15 protein-coding genes are annotated in these 24,303 nt (G+C 42.1%); 12 read left to right on the forward strand and 3 right to left on the reverse strand.

Translation table 11 applies throughout. The features are described from left to right. Positions 1 to 34: 34 nt before the first annotated feature. Positions 35 to 2,809: a 2-oxoglutarate dehydrogenase E1 component gene (locus Q0064_RS08875; protein WP_298147367.1), complete on the reverse strand. Its 2,775-nt coding sequence runs from the start codon at positions 2,807 to 2,809 to the stop codon at positions 35 to 37. Positions 2,810 to 2,914: 105 nt separating this feature from the next. On the opposite strand from Q0064_RS08875, the gene Q0064_RS08880 reads away from it, so the two are divergent. Further along, positions 2,915 to 3,448 (forward strand): hypothetical protein, encoded by a 534-nt coding sequence (locus tag Q0064_RS08880; RefSeq protein ID WP_298147370.1) that lies wholly within the window; start codon positions 2,915 to 2,917, stop codon positions 3,446 to 3,448. 808 nt (positions 3,449 to 4,256) lie between these two features. Here Q0064_RS08880 and Q0064_RS08885 read toward each other — a convergent pair. Then, positions 4,257 to 5,288 carry a LacI family DNA-binding transcriptional regulator gene (locus Q0064_RS08885; protein WP_298147373.1) on the reverse strand — a complete coding sequence of 344 codons (1,032 nt, stop codon included), beginning with the start codon at positions 5,286 to 5,288 and terminating at the stop codon, positions 4,257 to 4,259. A 141-nt stretch (positions 5,289 to 5,429) separates the two neighbouring features. Here Q0064_RS08885 and Q0064_RS08890 point away from each other — a divergent pair, with 141 nt between their 5' ends. The 4 genes from Q0064_RS08890 to Q0064_RS08905 all read left to right on the forward strand — a co-directional run bounded on the left by Q0064_RS08890 (position 5,430) and on the right by Q0064_RS08905 (position 11,625). After that, positions 5,430 to 8,057 (forward strand): TonB-dependent receptor, encoded by a 2,628-nt coding sequence (locus Q0064_RS08890; RefSeq protein WP_298147376.1) that lies wholly within the window; start codon positions 5,430 to 5,432, stop codon positions 8,055 to 8,057. A gap of 79 nt (positions 8,058 to 8,136) precedes the next feature. Continuing rightward, positions 8,137 to 9,516: an MFS transporter gene (locus Q0064_RS08895; protein WP_298147379.1), complete on the forward strand. Its 1,380-nt coding sequence runs from the start codon at positions 8,137 to 8,139 to the stop codon at positions 9,514 to 9,516. Continuing rightward, positions 9,500 to 10,699: a glycoside hydrolase 100 family protein gene (locus tag Q0064_RS08900; protein ID WP_298147382.1), complete on the forward strand. Its 1,200-nt coding sequence runs from the start codon at positions 9,500 to 9,502 to the stop codon at positions 10,697 to 10,699. The genes Q0064_RS08895 and Q0064_RS08900 overlap by 17 nt, the downstream gene beginning before the upstream one ends. Beyond that, on the forward strand, positions 10,687 to 11,625 hold the full coding sequence (locus Q0064_RS08905) for a carbohydrate kinase family protein (RefSeq protein ID WP_298147385.1): 939 nt from the start codon (positions 10,687 to 10,689) through the stop codon (positions 11,623 to 11,625). The genes Q0064_RS08900 and Q0064_RS08905 overlap by 13 nt, the downstream gene beginning before the upstream one ends. 30 nt (positions 11,626 to 11,655) lie before the next feature. On the opposite strand, the gene Q0064_RS08910 is transcribed toward Q0064_RS08905, so the two are convergent. After that, positions 11,656 to 12,651, reverse strand: coding sequence for a polyprenyl synthetase family protein (locus Q0064_RS08910; RefSeq protein ID WP_298147388.1), 996 nt, complete (start codon positions 12,649 to 12,651; stop codon positions 11,656 to 11,658). A gap of 208 nt (positions 12,652 to 12,859) precedes the next feature. Here Q0064_RS08910 and Q0064_RS08915 point away from each other — a divergent pair, with 208 nt between their 5' ends. The 7 genes from Q0064_RS08915 to Q0064_RS08945 all read left to right on the forward strand — a co-directional run bounded on the left by Q0064_RS08915 (position 12,860) and on the right by Q0064_RS08945 (position 23,839). Continuing rightward, positions 12,860 to 13,456 carry a TetR/AcrR family transcriptional regulator gene (locus Q0064_RS08915; RefSeq protein WP_298147391.1) on the forward strand — a complete coding sequence of 199 codons (597 nt, stop codon included), beginning with the start codon at positions 12,860 to 12,862 and terminating at the stop codon, positions 13,454 to 13,456. Positions 13,457 to 13,461: 5 nt separating this feature from the next. After that, on the forward strand, positions 13,462 to 14,814 hold the full coding sequence (locus Q0064_RS08920; RefSeq protein ID WP_298147393.1) for a TolC family protein: 1,353 nt from the start codon (positions 13,462 to 13,464) through the stop codon (positions 14,812 to 14,814). Between the two features lie 21 nt (positions 14,815 to 14,835). Beyond that, entirely contained in the window at positions 14,836 to 15,969 is a 1,134-nt protein-coding gene (locus Q0064_RS08925) for an efflux RND transporter periplasmic adaptor subunit (RefSeq protein ID WP_298147396.1), read from the forward strand. 25 nt (positions 15,970 to 15,994) lie between these two features. Further along, positions 15,995 to 19,453 (forward strand): efflux RND transporter permease subunit, encoded by a 3,459-nt coding sequence (locus tag Q0064_RS08930; protein ID WP_298147399.1) that lies wholly within the window; start codon positions 15,995 to 15,997, stop codon positions 19,451 to 19,453. A gap of 1,078 nt (positions 19,454 to 20,531) precedes the next feature. Continuing rightward, complete coding sequence (locus tag Q0064_RS08935; protein ID WP_298147402.1) at positions 20,532 to 21,590, forward strand: hypothetical protein; 1,059 nt, start codon at positions 20,532 to 20,534, stop codon at positions 21,588 to 21,590. A gap of 25 nt (positions 21,591 to 21,615) precedes the next feature. Further along, entirely contained in the window at positions 21,616 to 22,776 is a 1,161-nt protein-coding gene (locus tag Q0064_RS08940) for a hypothetical protein (protein ID WP_298147405.1), read from the forward strand. A gap of 10 nt (positions 22,777 to 22,786) precedes the next feature. After that, positions 22,787 to 23,839 (forward strand): DUF4476 domain-containing protein, encoded by a 1,053-nt coding sequence (locus Q0064_RS08945; protein ID WP_298147408.1) that lies wholly within the window; start codon positions 22,787 to 22,789, stop codon positions 23,837 to 23,839. Positions 23,840 to 24,303: the final 464 nt, after the last annotated feature.

Here is a 24,303-nt window from a genome sequence, read left to right on the forward strand (position 1 = left end):
TCTTCAAATTTTAATAATGATATCTGGGATAAATTTAGCTAAATAAATTCTTGTCGAAAACCATGGCGATAGCTGCTGCATGACGTTTTTTGGAACGTGCGTAGCTACCGGCAGCAGGTGCGCTGTATGCTTTTAGCGAGGCCAATCGGAGTTTAATCCAGTTGAAATGCATCAACATAAAACTGTAAGCACCCATGTTTTTCGGTTCTTCCTGTGCCCAAACGTAATCGTCGGCATTTGGATACGACGCGATAATTTCTTTTAATTGCTCGGTGGCAAGCGGGAATAATTGTTCGATACGTACCAATGCTACATCGGTTCTTCCCAAAGCTTCGCGCTCGGCAACTAAATCGTAGTAGAATTTTCCGGTACAGAAAACCAGCGATTTCACTTTTGATTTATCTGCATTTGGATCGTCGATTACTTCTTGGAAACGACCGTTTGCCAATTCATCTAAAGACGAAACTACTGAAGGATGTCTGAGTAAACTCTTAGGTGTAAATACGATTAATGGTTTGCGGAACGACGTTTTCATTTGTCGGCGCAACAAGTGGTAAAAGTTTGCCGGTGTAGTACAATCAGCGACATACATGTTTTCGTTGGCGCACATTTGTAAGTAGCGTTCCATACGTGCTGAGGAGTGTTCGGCACCTTGACCTTCGTATCCGTGAGGCAGGAGCATTACGAGTCCGTTTTGGTTGTTCCATTTATCTTCGGCTGCCGAAATGTATTGGTCGATCATAATCTGCGCGCCGTTGCTGAAATCGCCGAATTGTGCTTCCCAAATGGTCAGTGTTTTCGGACTTGCAAGTGCGTAACCGTAATCGAAACCTACTACGCCGTATTCAGACAACAGTGAGTTGTAAATTCTGAATGTGCCTTTTGCCGCATCGCCTAATTGGTGTAACGGCATTACTTCTTCTTCGGAGTCTTCTACTTTTACAACGGCGTGGCGGTGCGAGAATGTTCCGCGTTCCACGTCTTGTCCGGAAATGCGCACGTCGAAACCTTCGGTATTTAAAGTAGCGTAAGCCAGTAATTCGCCCATTGCCCAATCGAGCTTGTCGTTAGCGATCATGTTTTTACGGTCGGTAAATAATTTCGAAATCTTGCTGATGAATTTTTTATCGGCAGGCAAATCGGTAATTACTTCGGCTACTTGTCGGAGCGATTCTCGGTTGTACGTGGTATCTACAACTTCGAGCATTTCCGCCTGATTTGCTTGCTTAAAGCCTTCCCATTCGTTTTGCATGAAGGGCGTAATGATGGTCAAATCTTTCTTGCGTGAAGCTTCCAGATTTTCTTCTAAAACGGCCTTGTATTGCTCTTCTAAGCTTTTTACAAAACTACTGTCGATAAGCCCGGTGGCAATTAGCTGTTCGGCGTAGATGTCGCGCGGATTTTTATGTTTTGCAATAATTTTATACAACTTTGGTTGTGTGAATCGAGGTTCATCGCCTTCGTTGTGTCCGTATTTACGGTATCCGAGAACATCGATAAAAACGTCGCTTCCAAAGGTCATTCGGTAATCAAGCGCAAATAACATGGCGTGAACTACGGCTTCGGTATCGTCGGCATTCACGTGAAGTACGGGCGACAGTGTTACTTTAGCCACATCGGTGCAGTAGGTTGAGCTACGCGCATCCAAATAATTGGTAGTGAAGCCAACTTGGTTATTGATTACTACGTGAATGGTTCCGCCGGTTTTATAGCCGTCGAGTTGTGCCATTTGTACGATTTCGTAAACAATACCTTGTCCGGCAACGGCTGCATCTCCGTGAAGCGCAATGGGCAATACTTTTTTGTTGTCGTCGGAGTAGTAACGATCTTGTTTAGCACGCGCTATACCTTCGATTACCGCGCCAACAGTTTCGAGGTGCGAAGGGTTGGGTGCTAGGTTGATGTTAATGCTTTTTCCGGATTTGGTTTGGCGGTCGGAGGTAAGTCCGAGGTGGTACTTCACATCGCCGTCGAAAAGCGCATCATCGTCGTAGTCTTTTCCGTCGAATTCCGAGAAAATATCCTGGGTTGGTTTTCCAAAGATGTTCGCCAATACATTTAGTCGGCCGCGGTGTGCCATTCCCATAACGAATTGTTCTACACCTTTTTCTGCGGCAGCTTCAATAAGTGCGTCTAAGCCAGGAATTACCGATTCGCAGCCTTCTAGTGAGAAACGTTTCTGACCCACATATTTGGTATGCAAAAAGTTTTCAAAAGAAACGGCTTCGTTTAATTTGGCAAGTATGTGTTTTTTCTGATCGGTATCAAATTTAGGTTGGTTGTCGTTGTAACCAATTTTATCTTGAATCCATTGAATGACTTCCGGATTTCGGATATACATGTATTCCACACCTATCGATTTGCAATAGATGTTATCGAGGTGTCCGATGATTTCACGCAACGGGCAAGGTGCAATTTTTATGGCTTTCGCTGCATCGAAAACAGTGTCTAAGTCGGCGTTTGAAAGGCCGTAGTTTTCAAGTGCGAGTGTTGGCGAATAGGTTCTGCGTTCGCGAACGGGATTGGTTCGGGTGAATAAGTGTCCACGTGTGCGATACGCATCGATGAGTTTAAGAACGTTGAATTCTTTTTGAAGCTTATCTGAAATGGCCGAAACATCTTCGTTTGCCGCGGCGTAAACTATTTTTTCAACAGTTTGCTCGTTGCCGGCGGAGCTTAATCCGAAGTCGAAACCTTGAAGGAAACTTCTCCAACTAGGCTCAACGCTATCGGGGTTTTGAAGATATTGTTCGTATAAATCGCCAAAGAAAGCGGTGTGTGCAGCATTTAAGAATGAAAACCTATCCATAATTTGGGAACAATCACTATTGTTAAAAAATGTTGTGCAAAAGTACGTCTTTATGCGGTAATTGACTGCGATACTTTACTTTTATGGCATAAAATTATCTTAAAAGTGAAGAATTCGAAATTGCTTCAGAAACGTACACTGCTTATTGCGATTTTTTTCTGCGTTTTGAGCTTTGGTCAGAAGCAAGATTTGCCTGAATCTGAGGTCGAATTTTGGGATCGCGTACAATTTGGTGGCGGCGCCGGTTTGGCAATTGGTTCCGAGTTTACATCGATTTCGGTGTCGCCCCAAGCTGCATATTCTTTCAACCAATATTTTGCCGCAGGTGTTGGTTTAAATGCGGGGTATATTCGGGAGCGTAACTTGTTTAAAGCGCAAAATTACGGGATGTCGCTGCTCGGATTATTTTCTCCGACCTCTGTGGTTCAGATTTCTGCCGAACTCAATCAAACGTATTATACCTATACGTACGAAGATGTGTTGCAGCCCGACGAGCAGTTTTGGGATACGGCTCTGTTTTTAGGCGTCGGATATACCAACGGCAATGTTACTTTAGGTGTCCGGTATGACGTATTATTTGACCGCGACCGTTCACCAAACGGAAGTCCGCTCATGCCATTTGTTCGCGTATTTTTTTAGAAGCTAATTGTGGTGGCGATGAGAATCGATGAATTGACTGTTGAATGTATCGTATTTTAGAGGCTAGAAACTAGTCCCGATGGCTATCGGGATAGAAGCTAGTTCCGATAGCTATCGGAATTGCGACGTTCACCACTTTACGTATCTTTCACCCACCCAAACCCGCGAATCGTCGCTTTATGAGATTTTCGAAGACAAACATTGCGTACTTTGTGAAAAACTTTGTGGAACATTGTGCTCCTTTTCTTAGATGATAGAAGCTAGTCCCGATGGCTATCGGGATAGAAGTTAGACTCGATGAGTTTACCACTTTACGTATCGTTTTCCCTCCCAAGCCCGCGAATCGACGCTGTATGAGATTTCTGAAAACAAACATTGTGTACTTTGTGAAAAACTTTGTGGAACATTGTGCTATTTTTTAGAAGCTAGTCCCGATAGCCATCGGGATAGACACGAGTTCCGATAGCTATCGGAATAGACTTTGCAACGTTCACCACTTTACGTATCGTTTTCCCTCCCTAACTTTCGTATGGTCGTTGTCTGAGCTTGTCGAATACCTTTTTTTCTTTTTCACTTCTTTACCTTTTTTCTATTTTTTCGCTTCTTTCGCTTCTTTCGCTTCTTTCTATTTTTTCGCATCTTCTCCGCGCGAACGGGTGGAGCGATATCCTTTTTTGCGCTACGGAATTTCCACTAAAAGGTTGCAAAAAAGATTTAGCGGAACACGTGACGGCGTGAAACTCTTTTGCGCAGCGACGACTCGTTTGCCGGCGCGCCCAAAAACTTCGAAAATTAAATCAAGGGTTTACTAACTGCCTTTAAATTGCGACGATTGTCTTTCAACCACACTTGTAGTTAGTGATATCGTTTTTAAATCGTACGGTTTGTTTGCTTTTCGTGCCTCGATTTCTTCCAGCAAACAATTGAAAGCCAATGCGCCCATTTCTTCGCCCGGTTGATCGATGGAACTGAGTTGCGGGGTAATTACTTGTGACATAAACCAGTTGCTGAAACCAATGAGTGCCACGTTCTCGGGAACTTTAATGCCGTGTTCGTTAAAGTACGAAATCACGCCAACCGCTACCAAATCGGTTATGGCGAAGATGCCTTCAACGTCGGGATGATCGGTCAGAATTTGTTTCGCGAATTCACGTCCTTCCTCAAAAGTTACGTACGTGCAGGTGTAAACTAATTTCGGATTATAGGCAATGCCGTGTTTTTCTAACGCCAGTTTGTATCCCATCCAACGATCTATGGCACCTTGCGGATTTACGGGTCCGCGTATGTGCGCAATTTTTTTGCATCCTTTTAAAATCAAATGTTCGGTAGCTTCGAAAGCCGCTTGCCGATCGTTGATTACTACTTTAGTACTGGGAATGAGTTTTGAAATTTTATCGAATTGAACCAATGGAATATTCCGACGTATGATTTCTTTAAGATGCGCCTCGTCGTTGCTGTCGTTGGATAGTGAAATCAGAATGCCGTCGACCCGTTTGTTGATGAGTAGGTCGACTTGTTTTCGTTCTAATTCTACCGATTCACCTGATTGCAGTACGATGGCGAGGTAGCCGTGTTTTGCGGCTTCGTCGAGTATGCCGTTGAGTACTTTTGAAAAGAAGTGGTGTACAATTTCGGGTATAATAACACCAATGGTTTTCGACTCTTGTTTGCGGAGGTTTACGGCAAAGGCATTGGGTGTAAAATGTAGTTCTTCGGCTAGTTTTAATACGGCTTCCCGTGTTTTTGGGCTCACGTCGGCGTAGCCTTTTAGCGCTTTGGAAACGGTAGTAACCGAAATGCCTAAAGTTTCGGCAAGTTCTTTTAAAGTAGTGTCTTTCATACCTGGTTTCAGAATCCGAAAACGTTTTCGGTCATTTCGAAAACGTTTTCGGTTATAAATCATCAAAAATATAAGATTGTAATTTTAATTTCGGCAATTATCAAACAAAAAATTTCTTAATAAACCAAAACTTTTCCGAAAATGACAAAAATTACACAATTTCTCAAACAGAGCAGCCTGCTGTTTTTTCTGCTGGCTTCTGTTGCCGTATTTGGGCAAAGTGTCGCTGTAAAAGGTACTGTTAAAGATGCTCAGGGATTACCCGTTCCGGGAGCAAGCGTAACAGCCGGTACTGCTGGAACTGCAACCGATGTCGACGGTAATTTTTCCCTATCCTTACAAAGCGGACAAAGCTATACCGTATCGGTATCGTTCGTTGGATACAAAACAGCTTCGCAAGCTATAACTGCAACAAGCAAAACAGAACTTAGTTTTGTTTTAGAAGAGGAATCGACAACGCTTGAAGATGTCGTGGTAACCGGTGTGGTTAATCCGCGTTCTAAAATTAAATCTAGCGTTTCCATTACCTCTATCGATGCAAAGCAAGTAGAACAAGGTGCGCCAAGAACTACAGCGGAAATTTTTAGAACTATTCCGGGTATTCGAAGTGAATCGTCGGGTGGTGAAGGTAACGCTAATATTGCCGTTCGCGGTGTGCCGATTTCTTCAGGCGGTTCTAAATATCTACAACTTCAAGAAGATGGCTTACCTGTATTGATGTACGGCGATATTGCTTTCGCTACAGCAGATATCTTCACGCGATTCGACGCTAACATTGCGCGTATCGAAGCCATTCGCGGTGGTTCGGCATCTACGTTAGCTTCTAACTCTCCCGGTGGTATCATCAACTTCATCAGCAAAACGGGTAAAACAGAAGGTGGGTCGATGACTACCAGCTTTGGTGTAGATTACGATAACTTTAGAACAGATATTGAATACGGTGGAAAAATAGCCGACGGTTTGTACTTCCACGCAGGTGGTTTTTACAGAACCGGTGAAGGCGTGCGATCTCCCAACTTTAATGCTAACAACGGTGGTCAATTTAAATTCAACATTACAAAAGAATTTGAGCGCGGATCGGTTACGGTATATACCAAATTCTTAAACGATCGTGCAGCAGCATACATGCCTATGCCTATCGAAGTTTCGGGAACCAACGCTGATCCTAACTGGGGTGATGCTCCAAACTACGACGCGACAACAGGAGCTTTGCAAAGCATTTACTTGAAGCACAATGTGAGCTTAGATAGAAATGGGAACATTCAAAGAAGAGATGTTGCCGATGGTATGAATCCCGTATCTAAATCAATCGGAGTTAACGCTACTTTTGAAATAGGTGAAGGTTGGAAAGTTACAGAAAACGGACGTTTCTCAAAAAATTCAGGAGGTTTTATCGCGCCATTCCCGGCTCAGGTAGCTACAGCAACTGATATCGCTGCGACATTCGGTGCTGGTTCAACACTAGCGTATGCCGATAACAATGCTCAGGCCGTTTCGGGTTCACAACTCGTTTCACGTATCCACATGTTCGATACACAGCTAAATAACTTCGATAACTTTATGAACGACTTACGTATCAGCAAGAAAATCGAAGGAACAGGACTTTCGTTAACAGCAGGTTACTTTAAGTCGATTCAAAACATCTCAATGTCTTGGACATGGAATAGCTATTTGATGGAAGTGAACGACAACAACGCACGATTAATCGATGTATTAGATGCAGGTGGAAATGCGTTGTCTGAAAACGGTTTGTACGCCTATGGAACACCATTTTGGGGTAATTTGGCTCGCAATTACGATACACAGTACAATGTTTCAGCACCATATATGAATGTGTCTTTTGATGTAACTGAACAGTTTAACTTAGAAGGGGGTTTGCGTTACGATAGAGGAGTAGTAACAGGAAACTTTGCAGGAGGAGTAGCCACCGAGCGCGATATGAATAACGACGGTGTGATTTCGGCACCAGAGCAAAATGTATTTGCAATCGACACTGCAAATCCGACTACTGTAAACTACGATTACGATTATTTGTCATATACAATCGGTGGTAACTACTTAATCACGGACAAGCAATCGGTATTTGCTCGTTACAGCCTTGGAGGTTCTGCAAAAGCGGATCGTATCTTATTTTCTGGTTTGAACTATATGAATGGCGACGAAATTAATGCCAAAGACATGCTTAGTCAGGCGGAAGTTGGATACAAGCAAAAATTCAGCAACGGTTACGTTTTCGGAACCTTATTTTACAGTGAAACTACAGAAGAAGGCGGCTTTGAAGCAACAACGAACAGCATCATTGAAAACGATTATCGTTCGATGGGTCTAGAAATTGAGGCGGGTTACAATCCAACTGAAAAGTTAAATCTTCGTTTCAACGGAACTTACACTAAAGCAGAAGTTGTATCAGGAGTAAACGATGGTAACGATCCACGTCGTCAACCGCGTTTCATGTACAGCGTTTTACCTACGTTTAATTTCTCTGATAAGAAATCAGACATCATTGGGTTGAGCTTCATCGGACAAACCAAAGCATATGCACAAGATGACAACCAGTTGGTTATGAACGGTTTCTTAATTGTAAACGGATTTGTTGAGTTCGGTTTAACAAAGGGATTATCGTTGAATTTAGCTGCAAACAATATCTTCGATACTTTAGCAATTACAGAGGCTGAAGAAGGTAGCATTACCGAGAACACCACAAACATAGTTCGTGCACGTCCGTTGCCGGGCCGCTCAGTAAGTGCAGCTATTACTTACAGATTTTAATTTTTTTTCATATTTTGTTTAGTTCATGGTTCCCGTTTCTTTCCCAAGTTACGGGAACCTTTATTAAAAAAAGCGTGTTATGAGTAACAAACCTAAAATGTCTTTCTGGCAAATTTGGAATATGAATTTCGGCTTTTTCGGAATTCAATTCAGCTTCGGATTGCAGCAAAGCAATATGAGCGCCATTTATAAGTATCTGGGAGCCGACGAAGCCTCGTTGCCTATGCTGTGGTTAGCAGGTCCGGTTACTGGTTTGATTATTCAACCCATTATTGGTGCGATGAGCGACAATACCTGGTCGCTAAAATTTGGAAGAAGAAAACCGTATTTTCTTATCGGTGCTGTAGTTTCGAGTATAGCGCTTATAGCTATGCCGTTTTCTTCTGCTTTATGGATGGCTGCAGGTTTATTGTGGATTTTAGATGCCGCCAACAATATTGCCATGGAACCCTATCGTGCATTTGTAGCCGATAAACTTCCTAAAGATCAGCACGCCATTGGGTTTCTCATGCAAAGCTTTTTCGCAGGTTTAGGAATCACGCTTGCCAATTTTACGCCTGCTATTTTAGTAATGTTGGGAATACTTTCTATTAGCGACAAAGCCGAAAACGGTATTCCGATTTACACCTACTATGCCTTCTTTATCGGTGCGGTTGCCGCCATTGTTTCAGTGCTGCTTTCGGTTTCAACGACCAAGGAGTATCCGCCAACCGAAGAAGAATGGCAAGAAATTCAAGCTCAAAAAGCCAAGCACAATCTTATCTCCAGCGTTTGGCACGAAATTGTGGAAGCAATGAAAACCATGCCTTTAACAATGAAACAGCTCATTCCAGTGAAGTTTTTTACTTGGTATGCCATGTTTTGTTATTGGGAGTTTATCACCTCGGCGCTGGCACAGAATGTCTTTAAAACCACCAATCACAATGCGGTCGGTTTTTCTCAAGCACAATTACTCACCGGAAACTTAAACGGCACATACAACATCATTTGTTTTGTAGCGGCGTTTGCTTTAATTCCGCTTGCGCTGAAGATTGGTGCCAAAGGCGTTCATTTCATCGCATTGTTGCTCGGCGGTTTGAGTTTGATTGCCATGCCGTATCTCGACAATACCACAGTGCTGCTCACCATACCGAATCCGGTTGGATCAGACATTGTCATCAGTACAATTTATCTGTATGCATTAGGTTTGGGTATTGCTTGGGCATCCATGCTCGCCATGCCGTACCAATTACTCGCAGGTTCTATTCCTGCAAAAAAACGCGGCGTTTACATGGGCATTTTTAATATGTTCATTGTAATACCGATGATTATTCAAATTTTTTCCATGCAGTATTTCGTGTACGATTTACTCGGAACCAATCCGTCTAATGTGATTACTCTCGCGGGAGTTTTCTTAGTGCTGGGAGCTCTTTTCACCTTATTAATTACCGTAAAGAATAAAAATGAAGTGGTTGATTAACGACGAGCAATTGCAAAAAGGCTATCGCAACGCGATTGCGGTACTTCACCGCTGCAGCAGCGATATTGGTTTTTTAGCCAGCAGCGAAAACAAAGATAACTACCGACGCGTTTGGGCACGTGATGGCGTGGTGTGTGGTTTAGCAGCGCTGGCATCAAAAGATCAAACTTTAATTGCCACTTTTAAAAAAACCTTGCAAACGCTGGGAGATTTTCAACACGATTTGGGAATCATTCCTTCTAACGTTTATTTCTCCGACGGCCAACCAAAGATTAGTTACGGCGGCTTAGTGGGGAGAACCGACACCACTTGTTGGTACTTGCTCGGCTTGGCTTTGTATGTTCAACAAACGAACGATTGGGCATTTTTAGCAGAAACCCAAGCTATCATTCAAAAGGCATTGCGACTTCTAGATACTTGGGAATACAATACAGGAGGTTTGTTGTATGTACCCCTTTCGGGGAATTGGGCCGACGAGTACATCGTGGAAGGTTATGTGCTGTTCGATCAAGTATTGCGTTTGTGGGGCCTGAGCGCCTTACAACAGCTACAGCCCGCTGCTGATCTGAAATCGAAAATAGCGCAAATTCGAACTAAAATTTACGACAATTTCATTCAGCTCGATGAAGCAAAATCTTTGCATCCACGCACCTTTTCAATGGTAACTACACAGGAATACGTGCCGGCATGTTTTAGCCCGGCCGGTTATAAAAATTATTTTGATGCCTTCGGAACGGCCATATTGCTATTTACCGATTTAGTACCTAACAATAGAGCCGAGAAAATGGCCGATTTCGTGAGTAGTTTAACGCAAGAAACCAAAACGAAACTTGTTCCGGCGTTCTGGCCACCGGTTTTTGAAACGGATGCCGAGTATCGACTTTTGTCGGAAAACCACAAGTACGAATTTCGGAATGCCGCTTATGAGTATCACAATGCGGGAAGCTGGTGTATGGTAAACGGTTTTGCAGGCGTTGCTTTGGCACAACACGGCAAAGTGGCAGAGGCTACAACTCTCTTGAAGGCCGTTAACGAAGCGAATTCGTTAGGTGAGAATGGTTTTTACGAACACCATCATTCTCTTACAGCCGAACCTAAAGGAACTCGCTACTGCGCGTGGAGTGCAGCCGGACAAGTGCTCTTAACCCAATCTTTAAATCAAGAACTTTCATGGAAGTTTTAAAAGCTGATATCATTTGCGCAGGCGAAATTTTGGTCGACTTTATCGGCCACGAATTGCAACCCATTGCACATACAAAAGATTACCACCGCTATTTGGGCGGTTCGCCAACTAATGTGGCCGTAAACCTGCAACGCCTGGGGAAATCGGTTGCTTTAGTGGCAACTTGCGGGCAAGACGGTTTGGGCACCTACATTATCGATAAATTAAAAAGTAATCAGGTTGATTGCCGGTACATTCGTCAAACGATGGAGCATCCTACTTCGGTTATCTTTATCTCGCGATCTACTGAAACGCCCGAGTTTATTCCGTTCCGCGAAGCCGATTGCCAGATTCTAACCTCGCAATTTCCCGATGAATTGGTGCAAAATTGCCAAGTATTTCATACCACCTGCTTTGCTCTGAGCAAAAATCCGGCTCGCGAGGCTATTCTCAATCGAGCGGCTGCCGCTAAAGCTGCGGGAGCACTTTTGAGTATCGATTTAAATTACGCTTCGAAAATATGGCCCGACCTACTCGAAGCACATCAAATTATTCGCAGTTACTTGTCGCACGGAGCCTTGCTAAAAATCAGTAACGACGATTGTTATCGCTTTTTCGGAACACATAAATCGGAGAGTGAGATCTTTTCTTTTTTCCACAATTCGGGTGCTAAAATTATCTGCTTGACAAAAGGAGCCGATGGTGTGAGCGTTTCGGCAGCAAATGGCGAAACATTTTCTAAGCCAGCGTTACCTATCGAAGCTGTAAAAGATACGACGGGAGCGGGCGATGCGTTTTGGTCGGGATTTATTTTCGCGTATTTATCCGGCTACTCCTTACCCGATTGCACCAAAGCCGCACAAAAACTAGCGCATATCAAATTGCAAAACGTGGGTCGTATTCCAGATAATATTCCGCTGCGCGAAGCGGTTTTTCATGGGATTTGAGGAATAAATACCAATTATCTGAAATCTAGATTACGAGTCCCGTTGCATTAAATTAAGTGCAAAAGCACGAAGAACTTTTTGGTTATCTTCAGAGACGGCTAATTGTTTGATTGTTTTTAAAGCATCGTCGGTATACTTTTCAATCGCTTTTTGTGTCTGTGCAGCCGCATTTGTTTCTTGAAAAATGTGTTTCACACGGGCTATTTTTTCTGTTGGATCTTGGGGTTGCCCGCTAAACCATTGTTCGAGTTCATCGACTAGCGTTTGATTATCACTTTGTTTTGCGAGAAGGTAGAGATAGGTTTTTTTGTTTTCGATAATGTCGCCACCTACTTGTTTGCCGAAGGTTTCCGGATTTCCGAAAGCGTCGAGATAATCGTCTTGAATTTGAAATGCGATGCCCAAATTCAATCCGAAATCATAGAGCAATTGCGCTTGTTCTGCCGAAGCGCCACCAATTAAAGCACCCATTTTAAACGCACAAGCCACTAAAACAGCAGTTTTGTAAGTAATCATCTGCAAATATTCGGGTATCGTTACGTCCGAACGCAATTCGAATTCAACATCCCATTGCTGTCCTTCGCAAACTTCTAATGCTGTTTTTGAAAACAGTCGAAATAACGAAACTTGTAAACTAGGCTCGTATTCTTCGAGTTGCTGATATGCCAAAATGAGCATGGCATCGCCGGAAAGTATGGCGGTATTGGTATCCCACTTTTCGTGAACGGTTTGTCGGCCACGTCGCAAAGGCGCCGCATCCATAATATCGTCGTGGAGCAAGGTGAAATTGTGAAAGATTTCCACAGCTTTTGCTGCCGATAAAGCTCTTTTATAATCGCCTGAATAAAACTGCGATCCCATCAAAACCAAAATAGGTCTCAGGCGCTTTCCGCCGTCTTGTAAAATGTAATCAATCGGCTCGTATAATCCTCTTGGCTCGCGCGCTGCGAATTGGTTCAATAAGGCTTCTTCAAAAGAAATTTTGTATTCAGACAGCATGTATCTTTTTCCGCTAAAGTAGGGCATTCCCGCTAAATTTAAGCAACTTGTTTCTTGTAAACCTTTCGTTATGGCAGCGATTTTTCCCTTCCGCGAAAGCGAAAAATTAACCTAAACTATTGAAAAACAATTTTTTAGCACCGTATTTTTAATTCAGTGTTAAAAAATTGTAAAAACTAAGGAAACTATTTTAGTATTAAAAGTTTCCAAGATACCTTTGTCGAAATTTTTGACGATGAAGGACAAAATAGTAGAACGTGCCACCGAGCTTTTCTTTAAGATGGGCTTTAAGAGTGTGACGATGGACGATATTGCCGCCGACATGTCGATTTCTAAAAAAACGATTTACAAGTATTTTTCGAATAAAGAGGATTTGGTTTCCGACAGTGTAACCCTAATACACGGTAAAATCATGTCGATGATGCACGACGTTATTGCCAAAGATTACAATCCGATTAAAGAAAACTTTGAAATTAGAAACATGTTTAAAGAGATGTTTCATATTGCTGAAGCATCGCCCGTGTACCAATTGCGGAAGTTTTACCCAGAGATTTATCAGCACATTTTACAAGTACAGTTTACCCAGTGTAAACACTTTGTGCAGCACAATCTTGAAAAAGGTATCGAACGCGGGTATTATCGTGCCGACATCAACGTAACCGAATGCATTGATTTTTATTACACCCTGATGTTCCACATCAACGAGACTTCTCCCTTGGAAAGAGAAGCTTGGCAGCGCGAATTGTACATGCTGGAATATCATACCCGCGCTATTGGTACGCCAAAAGGCATCTCAGAACTCGAATCATATCTATCAATTCCAAATATTTAACCAAAATGAAGTACCTAATACCCGTAGTGACGCTGTTGTATGCTTCCGGAATTTTCGCTCAAGGCGGAACCGAAAGTCAACCGAAGAGCTACAATTTTAACCTGACAGAGGCCATTGCGCATGCGCTGGAGCACAACGCAAAAGTCATTAATGCAGGACGCGATATCGAAATTTCCCGAAAGAAAAAATGGGAAACAACCGCGGCTGGTTTGCCGCAAATTAACGCGGGAATCGACTATCAATACAACATCGAGATTCAGAAATCGGTGGTTCCAGCAGAATTTTTTGGAGGTCAGCCTGGCGAATTTACTGAGATTGCCTTCGGAACCAAACAATCGGCAATTGCCCGTTCAACCTTGTCGCAACTCTTATTCGACGGTTCGTACATCGTAGCACTTCAAGCCTCTAAAACGTATTTGAAATACTACCAAAATGCCAAGCAAAAAACCGATGCCGATGTGCGTGAAACCATAATTAACGCTTACGGTTCGGCAGTTTTAACCGACGAGAGTATCAAGATTTTGCAACGCAACAAGCAATTAGTTGAAAAGCTGCTTTCAGACACGCAAGAAACTTTTAAAAACGGCCTGATTGAAGAAGAAAACGTAGAGCAATTGCAACTTACTCTGGCCAGCATCCAAAGCAACTTAAACAACGTAACTCGTTTGCGAAAAATTAGTTACAACATGCTTAAATACGAATTAGGTTTAGAAATTCAAGATCAGCTTACGCTAACGCAAACGCTCGATCAGTTGGCAACCGAAAGTGTAGCTACGTCTTTGAATGCAACCAATTTTGATGTAAAACAAAACATCGATTACAAAATATTGGAAAACCTCAACGAGCAACGCCAGTTGGAATACAAATTAGAGCGCAGTAAAGCGCTTCCGAGCCTATCAGCCAATTTGAACTTTGGATACAATGCGTTTAGCGATAGGTTTACGTTTTTAGATCGGCAACAACGTTGGTTGAACTACTCTTTTGTAGGTGCCAGCTTAAATATTCCGATTTTCTCTTCGTTTGCACGTTCGTCGAGAACACAACAAGCTAAAATTGCCATCGAGCAAGCAAAAACGCAATTAATTGCCACGGAACAAGCGCTACAAGTTCAGTTTGCAAAAGCAAAAAGCGATTTTGATTTGGCTGTGGAAGAATTTCAAACAGCTAAAAAATCGCTTGATTTAGCCGAACGCATCGAACGCAAACAACAAGTAAAATTCGTAGAAGGCTTGTCGACTTCTTTCGATTACAACGACGCTCAAAAGCAGTTGTATTCGGCGCAGCAAGCGTTTTTGCAAACCATGTCCGATATCATCAATAAGCGTTCTGCTTTGGAGCGCGTAATCTCATCAAACTAAACCCATCACATCCGTACCGTTATGAAAAAACAAATAATCCTTTGGTCACTAACCGTATTACTAGTCGCCTGTGGCGGTGGTAATTCAAATTCAACAGAAGATATCATTGCATCTAAAAATGTCGATGCCATTAAAAATAAGCGCGCAGCCTTACAAGCTGAAATCACAAAACTCGATGCGGCATTGAGTTCTTTGGAGAAGAAAGTGTCGGAGTCGCTCGTAGAAGTTTCTGCTGTTCAAGACACCATTTTCAAGCACTACATCGAATTGCAAGGAAACGTAACTACTCAAGAGAACGTACTGGTACAGCCTGAAGTTCCGGGTGTTTTGGTTTCTTTGAACGTGAAAGCCGGACAACGCGTTTCTAAAGGTCAGATTGTAGGTCGCGTAGACGATGGCGGCGCAAGCGAAGGAATCGCAGCTTTGGAGAGTCAGTACGCCTTAGCTAAAACAACTTACGAGCGTCAGAAAAATTTATGGGACAAGCGTATTGGTTCTGAAATCCAATTCTTAAACGCACAAACGCAAATGGTAAGTGCGCAAAAGAGTTTAAATCAAGCTCGTGCACAACTCGCAAAAACGGTAATTAGAGCGCCATTCAGCGGAACTATCGATGAGGTTTTTGTAGAAAAAGGCGAAGTTGTTGCCGCTAGTCCGCAAGGTTTAATGCGTATCGTGAACTTGGGTAAAATGTACGTAAACACTACAGTTCCGGAAATTTATGTAGGAAAAATCAAAGTGGGAACGCCTGTCGATATCACCATCGAAGGAACTGGAAAAACCTATTCAGGAAAAGTACGCCAGATTGCAAACAGCGTAAATCCAGAAAACAGAAGTTTTGGTGTAGAGATCGCGCTTCCGAACGACAATATGTTACGTCCGAATCAAGTAGCGAAACTGCGTATTATCGATTACACCAATAAATCGGCGATTGTAGTTCCATCAAACGTAGTTCTTGACGATGCAGACGGTAAAAAATACGTGTTCATTGCCGATAAAGTTTCAGGAAATTCCGGAATTGCTAAGCGCGTATTTGTGGAAGTAGGCCAATCGGCTGGAAACGTAACTGAAATCATTTCCGGTTTAACCGCCGATCAAAAAGTAGTCACTGAAGGCGCCTCGAACATTTCCGAAGGCATGAAACTAACATTTTAATAAGCTCCTCTAACAACTTAGACGTATGAGTCACCAGAAAAAAGAATTTGGCATATCGAGTTGGGCTGTCGATAATCGTGTAACCGTTTACATCATCACATTCATTATCGTATTGGCGGGAACCATAGCCTACATCACGATGCCTCGGGAAGATTTTCCTGAAATCATCGAAAACAAAATATACATCTCTTCGGTGTTCCCTGGAAACAGCGCTGAAGACGTAGAGAAACTCGTTGTAAAACCTTTGGAAGACGAGATTAAGAACATCAGCGGCGTTACTAAAGTTACATCCAGTTCGTACCAAGATTACGGCATGATTATCGCCGAGTTTAACGAGAAAGTTCCCAACGAAGAAGCAAAAACACGCGTTAAAGACAAGGTTGACCTCGCCAAAGCAGACAGCGATTGGCCAAACCTCGATAACGGCAGTAAAGTAGAGCCGAGTGTGTTCGATTTGAATATTTCTGAAGAAGTTCCGATTTTAAACATCAATCTTAAAGGAAATTACACCACCCAACAATTAAAGAAGTTTGGGGAGTATCTGGAAGATGAAATTGAAGACATCCCAGAAGTAAAACAGGTCGACATTCTAGGCGTCGATGACCGTGAGGTTGAAATTGCTGTAGACGTGTATAAAATGACGGCTGCGAAAGTTAGCTTCGACGATATTCAGCGCGCTGTACAGTCGGAAAACATGACAATTTCCGGCGGAAACCTTACCACACAAGGGGTTCGAAACAACATTCGCGTAGTTGGCGAAATCAAGCAACCGGTTGAATTAGAAAATATTATCGTTAAATCGTTTAACGGAACGGTATATCTAAAAGACATTGCTAAAATTGCTTTCAAAGAAAAAGAGAAAACTACCTATGCCCGTGAATCGGGTGAAGAAGTGGTGATGCTTAACGTGAAAAAACGTTCGGCACAAAACATGATCTCTGCCATCGATCAAGTAAAAGAAATCTTGAAAGACGCTCAAGAAAACGTCCTTCCGAAAGATTTAGAGATTACGACCACAAACGACCAATCGTCGCGCGTGGAACACCAAGTAGACGAGCTTTCCAACCACATTATTTTCGGGATCATTCTGGTAATGATTGTATTGATGTTTACCATGGGATTGAGAAACTCGTTGTTCGTTGGAGCTGCCATTCCGCTGTCGATGCTTATGGCCTTTGCTATTCTCGATGCGTTTGGAGTTACCTTAAATACCATGGTGCTTTTCGCCTTGGTTATGGGTCTGGGTATGTTGGTCGACGACGGTATTGTGGTAGTCGACAACGTTTTTGCCAACATGAAAAAAGGTATGGCACGTATTCCGGCATCAAAGATTGGTATCGGTGAAATTGCTTGGCCGGTTATCTCGTCTACAGCAACAACCTTGGCAGCTTTTTTCCCGCTAGGTTTGTGGCCCGGAACGCTAGGTAAGTTTATGTTCTATTTCCCGATGACCTTATCGGTAGTACTTGGCGCTTCGCTTTTTGTGGCGATGGTTATCAATGCTGCGATGACGGGCGGTTCTATGGATATCGAAGACCGCAACATCAGCAAACGATCATTGAAAATTTATACCATTGGTTTCGGAATCGCAGCACTTTTGTTCCTAATTCCGGGGCATGTGTACGATGTTAAAGCTTTGCGTGCTTTTGGTCACTTATCGGTAATTGCTGTTGGTTTAATTTGGGCATATCACTTCTTTATCTTCAAATGGACGCAAGATTTCCAACATTCGTTCTTCCCAAAATTAGAAGTGAGATATCAAAAATTCCTGCACAAAATTCTACACAAGAAAGCAGCATTAGTTTCTTTCTTCGGGATTATCGCCTTACTTATCTTATCGTTTATTCTTGTAGGAGTTTTTCCACGTGAAGTGCTCTTCTTTCCAAACAACATTCCAAACCAAGTAATCGTGTATTTGGAATATCCACAGGGAACCGACATTGAGAAAACCGATAAAGCCACGCGTTTTGTTGAAAAGCAAGTCATTAACATTATGAAGAAATACCAAGATCCGGGCGCAAGCGAAAACTGGTTGGCCGAGTCGGTAGTTTCTCAAGTGGGTATGGGCGCGAGCAATCCGAATGTCGATGCAGGTTCACAGGCCGAGACGCCTTATAAAGGAAAAGTAACCATCAACTTCCGAGAGTTCAAATTGCGTCGCGGCGTGAATACATCCGAGGTGATGGAAGAAATTCGTTCGAAAGTAAAAATGGTGCCAGGAGCATCGGTTACCGTAGAAAAAGACGCTGCCGGTCCGCCGTCGGGTTATCCAATTTCGATCCAATTAACCGGATCCGATTACGACGAAATGTTGAACGAAGCCGATAAAATGATTGCATTCATCAACACTAAAAATATTCCAGGTATCGAAAAACTAAAAGTCGATGTTAACAAAGAATCTCCCGAATTACGCGTAAACATCGATCGTGTAAACGCAGGAAGCTTAGGTACATCTACCGGAAGTGTTGGTTTTACCATGCGTCGTGCCGTTTACGGTCAGGAAATTTCAACATATAAAGAAGGCGACGACGATTACGACATTACCGTTCGTTTGCAAGAAGATCAACGTAAGAACGAAAGCGTGTTGTTCAATCAGCCCGTTACATTCACCAATCAAAGAACCGGACAAGTAGTTCAAGTGCCCGTTTCTGCCATTGCGCAAACCGAGAAAATCAAAACGTTTAATCAAATCAAACGCCGCAATTACAAACGCGTTATGACGATTTACTCAAACGTACTTACCGGATATAACGCCGATGGTATTACTCGTACCATCCAAGCCGAGTTATCGGAATACAAAATGGGTAACGGAATTACCTATTCGTTCTCGGGCGAGCAAGAGGAACAAGCTAAAAACCAAGCCTTCCTTATTAAAGCGCTGTTGTTGGCACTTTTCGGAATCGCAACCATTATTGTCTTGCAGTTTAATTCCATTTCCAAAACAGGCATCATCATGTTTACCGTGTTGCTCAGTTTTTCCGGAGTGTTCTACGGCTACGTTTTTGCAGGAATGGACTTTGTGATCTTAATGACCATGATGGGAATCATCTCGCTCGCGGGAGTGGTTGTGAAAAACGGTATCGTGTTAATGGACTTCTTCGTTCTGCTGCTCGATGAAAAAGTAGCCGAGTACGGTGTCGAATCTCACGACGATTTACCTTTAAACGTAATTACAGAGGTAATCATCGAGTCCGGAAAGTCGCGTTTACGCCCAGTTTTACTTACCGCACTTACCGCCGTTTTAGGTTTAATTCCGTTGGCTATCGGGTTGAATTTCGATTTCTTCTCGCTCATAACCGACCTAAACCCGCACGTATTCATAGGTGGAGATAACGTAATCTTCTGGGGGCCATTAGCCTGGACCATCATCTTCGGTTTAACCTACGCCACCGTGCTTACGCTGGTCATGGTGCCGGTGATGTTCTACCTAGTTAAAGCCACAAAATTCTGGTTACGCCGCCGCCGCACCGCTAAAACAGCTTAGTTCACTATTTTTAGATTTGTTTTGTTGAAAAACTTGAGTTCGATTTAAAAATTGCAGTCAGAAAACAGATAAATGGTTGAATACATTATTGGGATACTGTAGTATCGCAAAAAAATCTAACGAAGTAGGCAGCCGTTTATATGTTTAGCGTGGAAACTATCCCTTTTCATTGCTATCTGATTTCACAGTTTGTTGATTTAAAGCAATCTGACAAAGATTTTTAATCGAACTTAGGTTTAAAAGGTCTTCTCGTTTCGGGAAGACCTTTTTTTGGGCGGCAGTTCCGGCTATTCGCTGCAAGCTTGCCCACTCAGGTCGGCAAAAGCTAAAAACCGCAAGAGCTTCCTTTGGTCGCTATGCTGTTTTTGCTTTTGTACGCCCCGATTTAGGCAAGGCTTTTCGCTGCTATCCGGGCCGCAACAAACGTGCACAAACGTTTGCTGCAGTTTTAAAAAAGTTATTTTTTAAAGCATGATTTTTTTAACGTAAAAATTTAGTAATGAGTTTCTTAATCGAGGTAATATTGCAATATTACGTTTGTTAATTTCAAGCGCATCTTTTCAAGCTTTATCTCAAAACTTCAATTCTTCAAAAATCACGGAGCCATTTTTGCCGAATACGCACACTTTGTTCATTTTTCCACCCAAATTAAAACGGAAGCATGTCAATAAACAATTGTTTGAAAGCAAAATTTAAGTTTCATTTACAAATAGTTTTGATTCAGTACATTAATTGTTAAAAAATTAAACTATTGAAAATCAATTATCTAATTGCATAAAATCGATAATTCGCCTAATTATTGTTAACGATTTTCAAATGGTACAGTTCTTGAAAACTTTCCATACGATTTGCAAATCAAAAAATTGAAATCAAATTTTATTAAGGCATTTTTATTGTTCGTAATCTAGGTAACACGATTTAAAAAAAGTAGGAATAGGCTCTTAAACCAAATTTAAAGCGCAATCCGTTTCCTTTTGTTTGAAAATCATAACTTTGAAAACTTACTTGAGAAATCCTTTTTAAAAAGAGAATTCAGATTAAAAAAATGAAATTAAAGTAATTATTGACACCACAAATTATGAAAAAAAAGTACTTTCTACTAACTGCACTGCTCGTTTTCCTGTTGCTATTCGCTGTGGATACAACGTATGGACAGACTCAAAAAGTTACTAAAAAAGAGCAGAGAGTTTCTAAAAAAAGAGCTGCGAAAAAAGCAGCAGCAACACCGAAAGTGTCAATTAAGCCAGGGAAAGGTCAGGCTTCAACGACAAATGCTGCGCTAACCACAGCACAGCCAAATCAAAGCGATTTAGGAATTTCGGAAAGCGTTAAAGATCTTGCTAAAGGGGCAAAAGATTTAGTGGTAACTAAACCCAACGGAAACATAAACTGGACCCAACAATACATTGAAGCTACGGGGCAGGCAGTAATGGATAACGAACGATTTAAAAACGCCGCTCAAGCTAAATTAATGGCTACTCGTGGCGCCGTAGTTGTTGCACAACGAAATCTCCTTGAAATCGTGAAAGGTGTGCAGATCATCGGCGAAACGACGGTTCAAGATATGATTACCACTAGTGATTATATTTATTCGCGTGTAGAAGGTGTTGTTAAAGGAGCACAACAAATTGGCGAAGCTAAAGTTAAAGACGGCTATGTAGAAGTTCGTTTACGCATGCCAATTTACGGACAAGAAAGCCTTGCAAATACACTAGACGACGAGTCGTTAGCCTTAGCTAGACAAAAAAACGGTTACGAAAAATCGCCGCTTTTGGAGCAAGAACCCAATAACGGAGAAGGTGTCGACGGTTCAAAACCCATCGTGTTTAATGTCGAAAATCCAGGCGAATTCGACCCTTCAATGTATCCGATGGTAGTAGACGACAACGGAAAAGTGCTCTTTGATTTTTCACAGTATTTCAGATTGAAAGACGGTAAATTTCCTCAATACTTGCAGTTAGGAAAAGAAATTTTACAAGCCTACGGAAACGAAAAAGGAGCTGATATCATCAATATGATCCAAACGGGTAAAGGCACTTTTAAAATTCCGGAAAAATCTTCAAAAAGTGTTTTTTGGAACAAAGTGGCTCGAGTGGCGCAAAACGTGGGTGCAGTGCTGTTTAAATTGATTTTCTAATTTATTAATCAGAAATTTTAAACAGATGACGAATAAATCTCTATTGGCGAAAATTCAAGTCATTCTTGTACTGTTAATCAGTTGTGTGGGCTTCTCGCAACAAGCCGTAGAAGCAAAAGGAAGTGGTTTGAATAAAACAGACGCCTTGCAAGACGCTCTTAGAAATGCCGTTTCTCAGGCGGTTGGTGTTAGTTTGCGTTCGGAAACTCGAGTAGAAAACTACATGGTTATTTCCGACGCCATTGCCTCAAATACATCAGGCTACATTAAAAGGTACACCGTTACCAAAGAAGTACCCTTTCCCGATCGTTTCGAAGTTACCATACAAGCCGAAGTGACTACCAATAGCTTAGAAGCCGATTTTAAACTACTCAGTAAAACCATCGGTGGTGTGCGCTTCCTCGTTATGGTAGATCCCAGCGTACAAAACGAAACCGAAAAGAAAGACTTACAAATTGCCGTTGATCGCATCAACAGCTTCCTAGCCGAACGCTCATACCGTTATGTGGATCAATCGCGCTTAAAAACACTCCAAACGGAAAGAAGTAACTTGTTGCAAGAAAGCAACGCGCAGTTAAGCTACGCACAGCAATTAGCCGTTTTATCTAACGCTCAGTTTATTATTTTAGTTAGCCAGTTAACAACATCCGAAGTTAAAGGCGCTTTCGATATCCCACAAGGTAGAAAGGTGTCGTTCCAAGCTCGTGCATTTGATAACTGTACCGGCGAAGGTTTAGGCGCTATCAGTCTAGAAAGTTTGCCAAAAGCAGGTAATAATTCCAATACAGTACAAGCCTTAAATCAAGCGGTCGATCTAAACTTCTCTAAATTAATCGGTATGGTTACCGGCTATATCGGAAGTTGGGTAAATTCGGGAACACCTTACGAAATCAGATTCTACAACTCCGGAACTTTTCGAGATTTGAGAACACTGCGCGCTAAATTGAAAGCCGATAAAAATTTTGGCGGAGATCTAGAAATCGTTTCTGCTAATAACTATACAAAACTCGTTTGCACCTACAAAGATCGCGCCGACGATTTAGCAGACAAAATTTTAGACTACGCCGATGAAATTCCTACTTTAAAAAAGCAATTAATCGACGTCAAAATGATCTACGGACGCCAGATTAACTTCGCACCACAATCGTACATCATTCCTAATTTAATTAAACCGACTCAACAATAAACTGTATAAAATGAAAACAAAATTAATATTCCTATTTGTGCTTTTCTCGCAAGTTTACTTCGCACAAACAAGCACAATCACCACTTTTTCGCAAGAAGGAGAACGCTTTTACGTAATTTTAGACGGCGTTAGACAAAACGATGCGCCATCAACCAACGTACAAATAACCGATTTAAAAAAACCAAATTACCTGCTAAAAATCATTTTTGAAGACAGCAGTATACCAACAATTAATGAAAATGTCTATTTATTAGACTACGACGAAAAAAGAGTAAACGTTACCTACAACATCAAAAAAGATAAAAAAGGGAGATACAAATTGCGCGTAAGTAGCTTTGATAACGATACCGAACAACCAACCGAAGCAGCCGATGTAGTTAAATTCCACGAAACCGAAAATCCGCTGCCTAAAACCGTAAAAAGTACGCCTAAGAAAACCACAGAAACTACAACGCAAACGGTCGACGTAAATACTGTAGGCGTAGGTGTTACCACAACTATTGAGGAGTCTGACGATCGCGTTAATGTGAACATGAATGTTGGCGGTGTTAATACAACGACCACAATCAACGAATCCGACGAAAATGTGAACGTTAATATGAACGTTGGCGGTGTAAAAACAACAACTACTGTAACCACAAAAACTACGGCGCCAGTTAAGCCATCGCGAACAATCGGTTCGGAAGAAGATATCGACACTACCGAAAAGCCTAAAGTAGTTAAGCCAACGCCAAAGTCAACACCAAAAGCTACAAAGAATTGTACCGTACAAATGTCGGCTACCGAGTTTCAAAAGGCGAAACAATCGGTCGAAAAACAATCGTTTGCCGATTCTCAATTGAAAGTAGCTAAACAAATCGCTGCAGCTCAGTGCTTGTCGACGGCACAAATCATCGAACTCATCAACATCTTTTCGTTCGAGCAAAATAAACTAGATTTCGCTAAGTCGGCATACGCAAGCTGTGTCGATAAAGACAATTACTATCAGGTAAACGACGTATTTAGCTTCTCATCATCAACCGATGAGCTAACCGAATTCATCGAAAACAGCTCCAAAAAGTAAAGAGTAATTGGCAAAGGCTCGAAAAAGCCATGTAATTCCGAGCTTCGCAAACAGCCAATTTTCTAGCAGAGCCAAACCACAGCCGCAATAGTGTAGCTGTGGTTTTTTATTTGGGCGGCATTTCCGGCTGTTCGCTGCAAGCTTTTTCAAATCGGGCACAAAAGTAAGCGTTGGCCGCGGCTTCTTAGGTCGCCACGCCCAATGCACTTTTGTTTGCCCCATTTATCAAAAGGCTTTTCGCTGCCATTCGGGCCGCAAAGGCGTTACCACGAAACGTACGTGATATTTAACTAACTTTACTAAGAGTTAATTAATCAGTTTTGCTTTACAGTACACCGATAGTGGCATTTTCACAGCCGTCGACAGCTATTTATAAGTAGTTTTTCTAATCACCGAGCAAATCTACAAGCCACATTCTTACAAGAATTTGCTGATTTCGGAATTGAGTTATACAAGACCGATGA

This window comes from Flavobacterium sp., assembly GCF_027490375.1.
Classification (GTDB): domain Bacteria; phylum Bacteroidota; class Bacteroidia; order Flavobacteriales; family Flavobacteriaceae; genus Flavobacterium.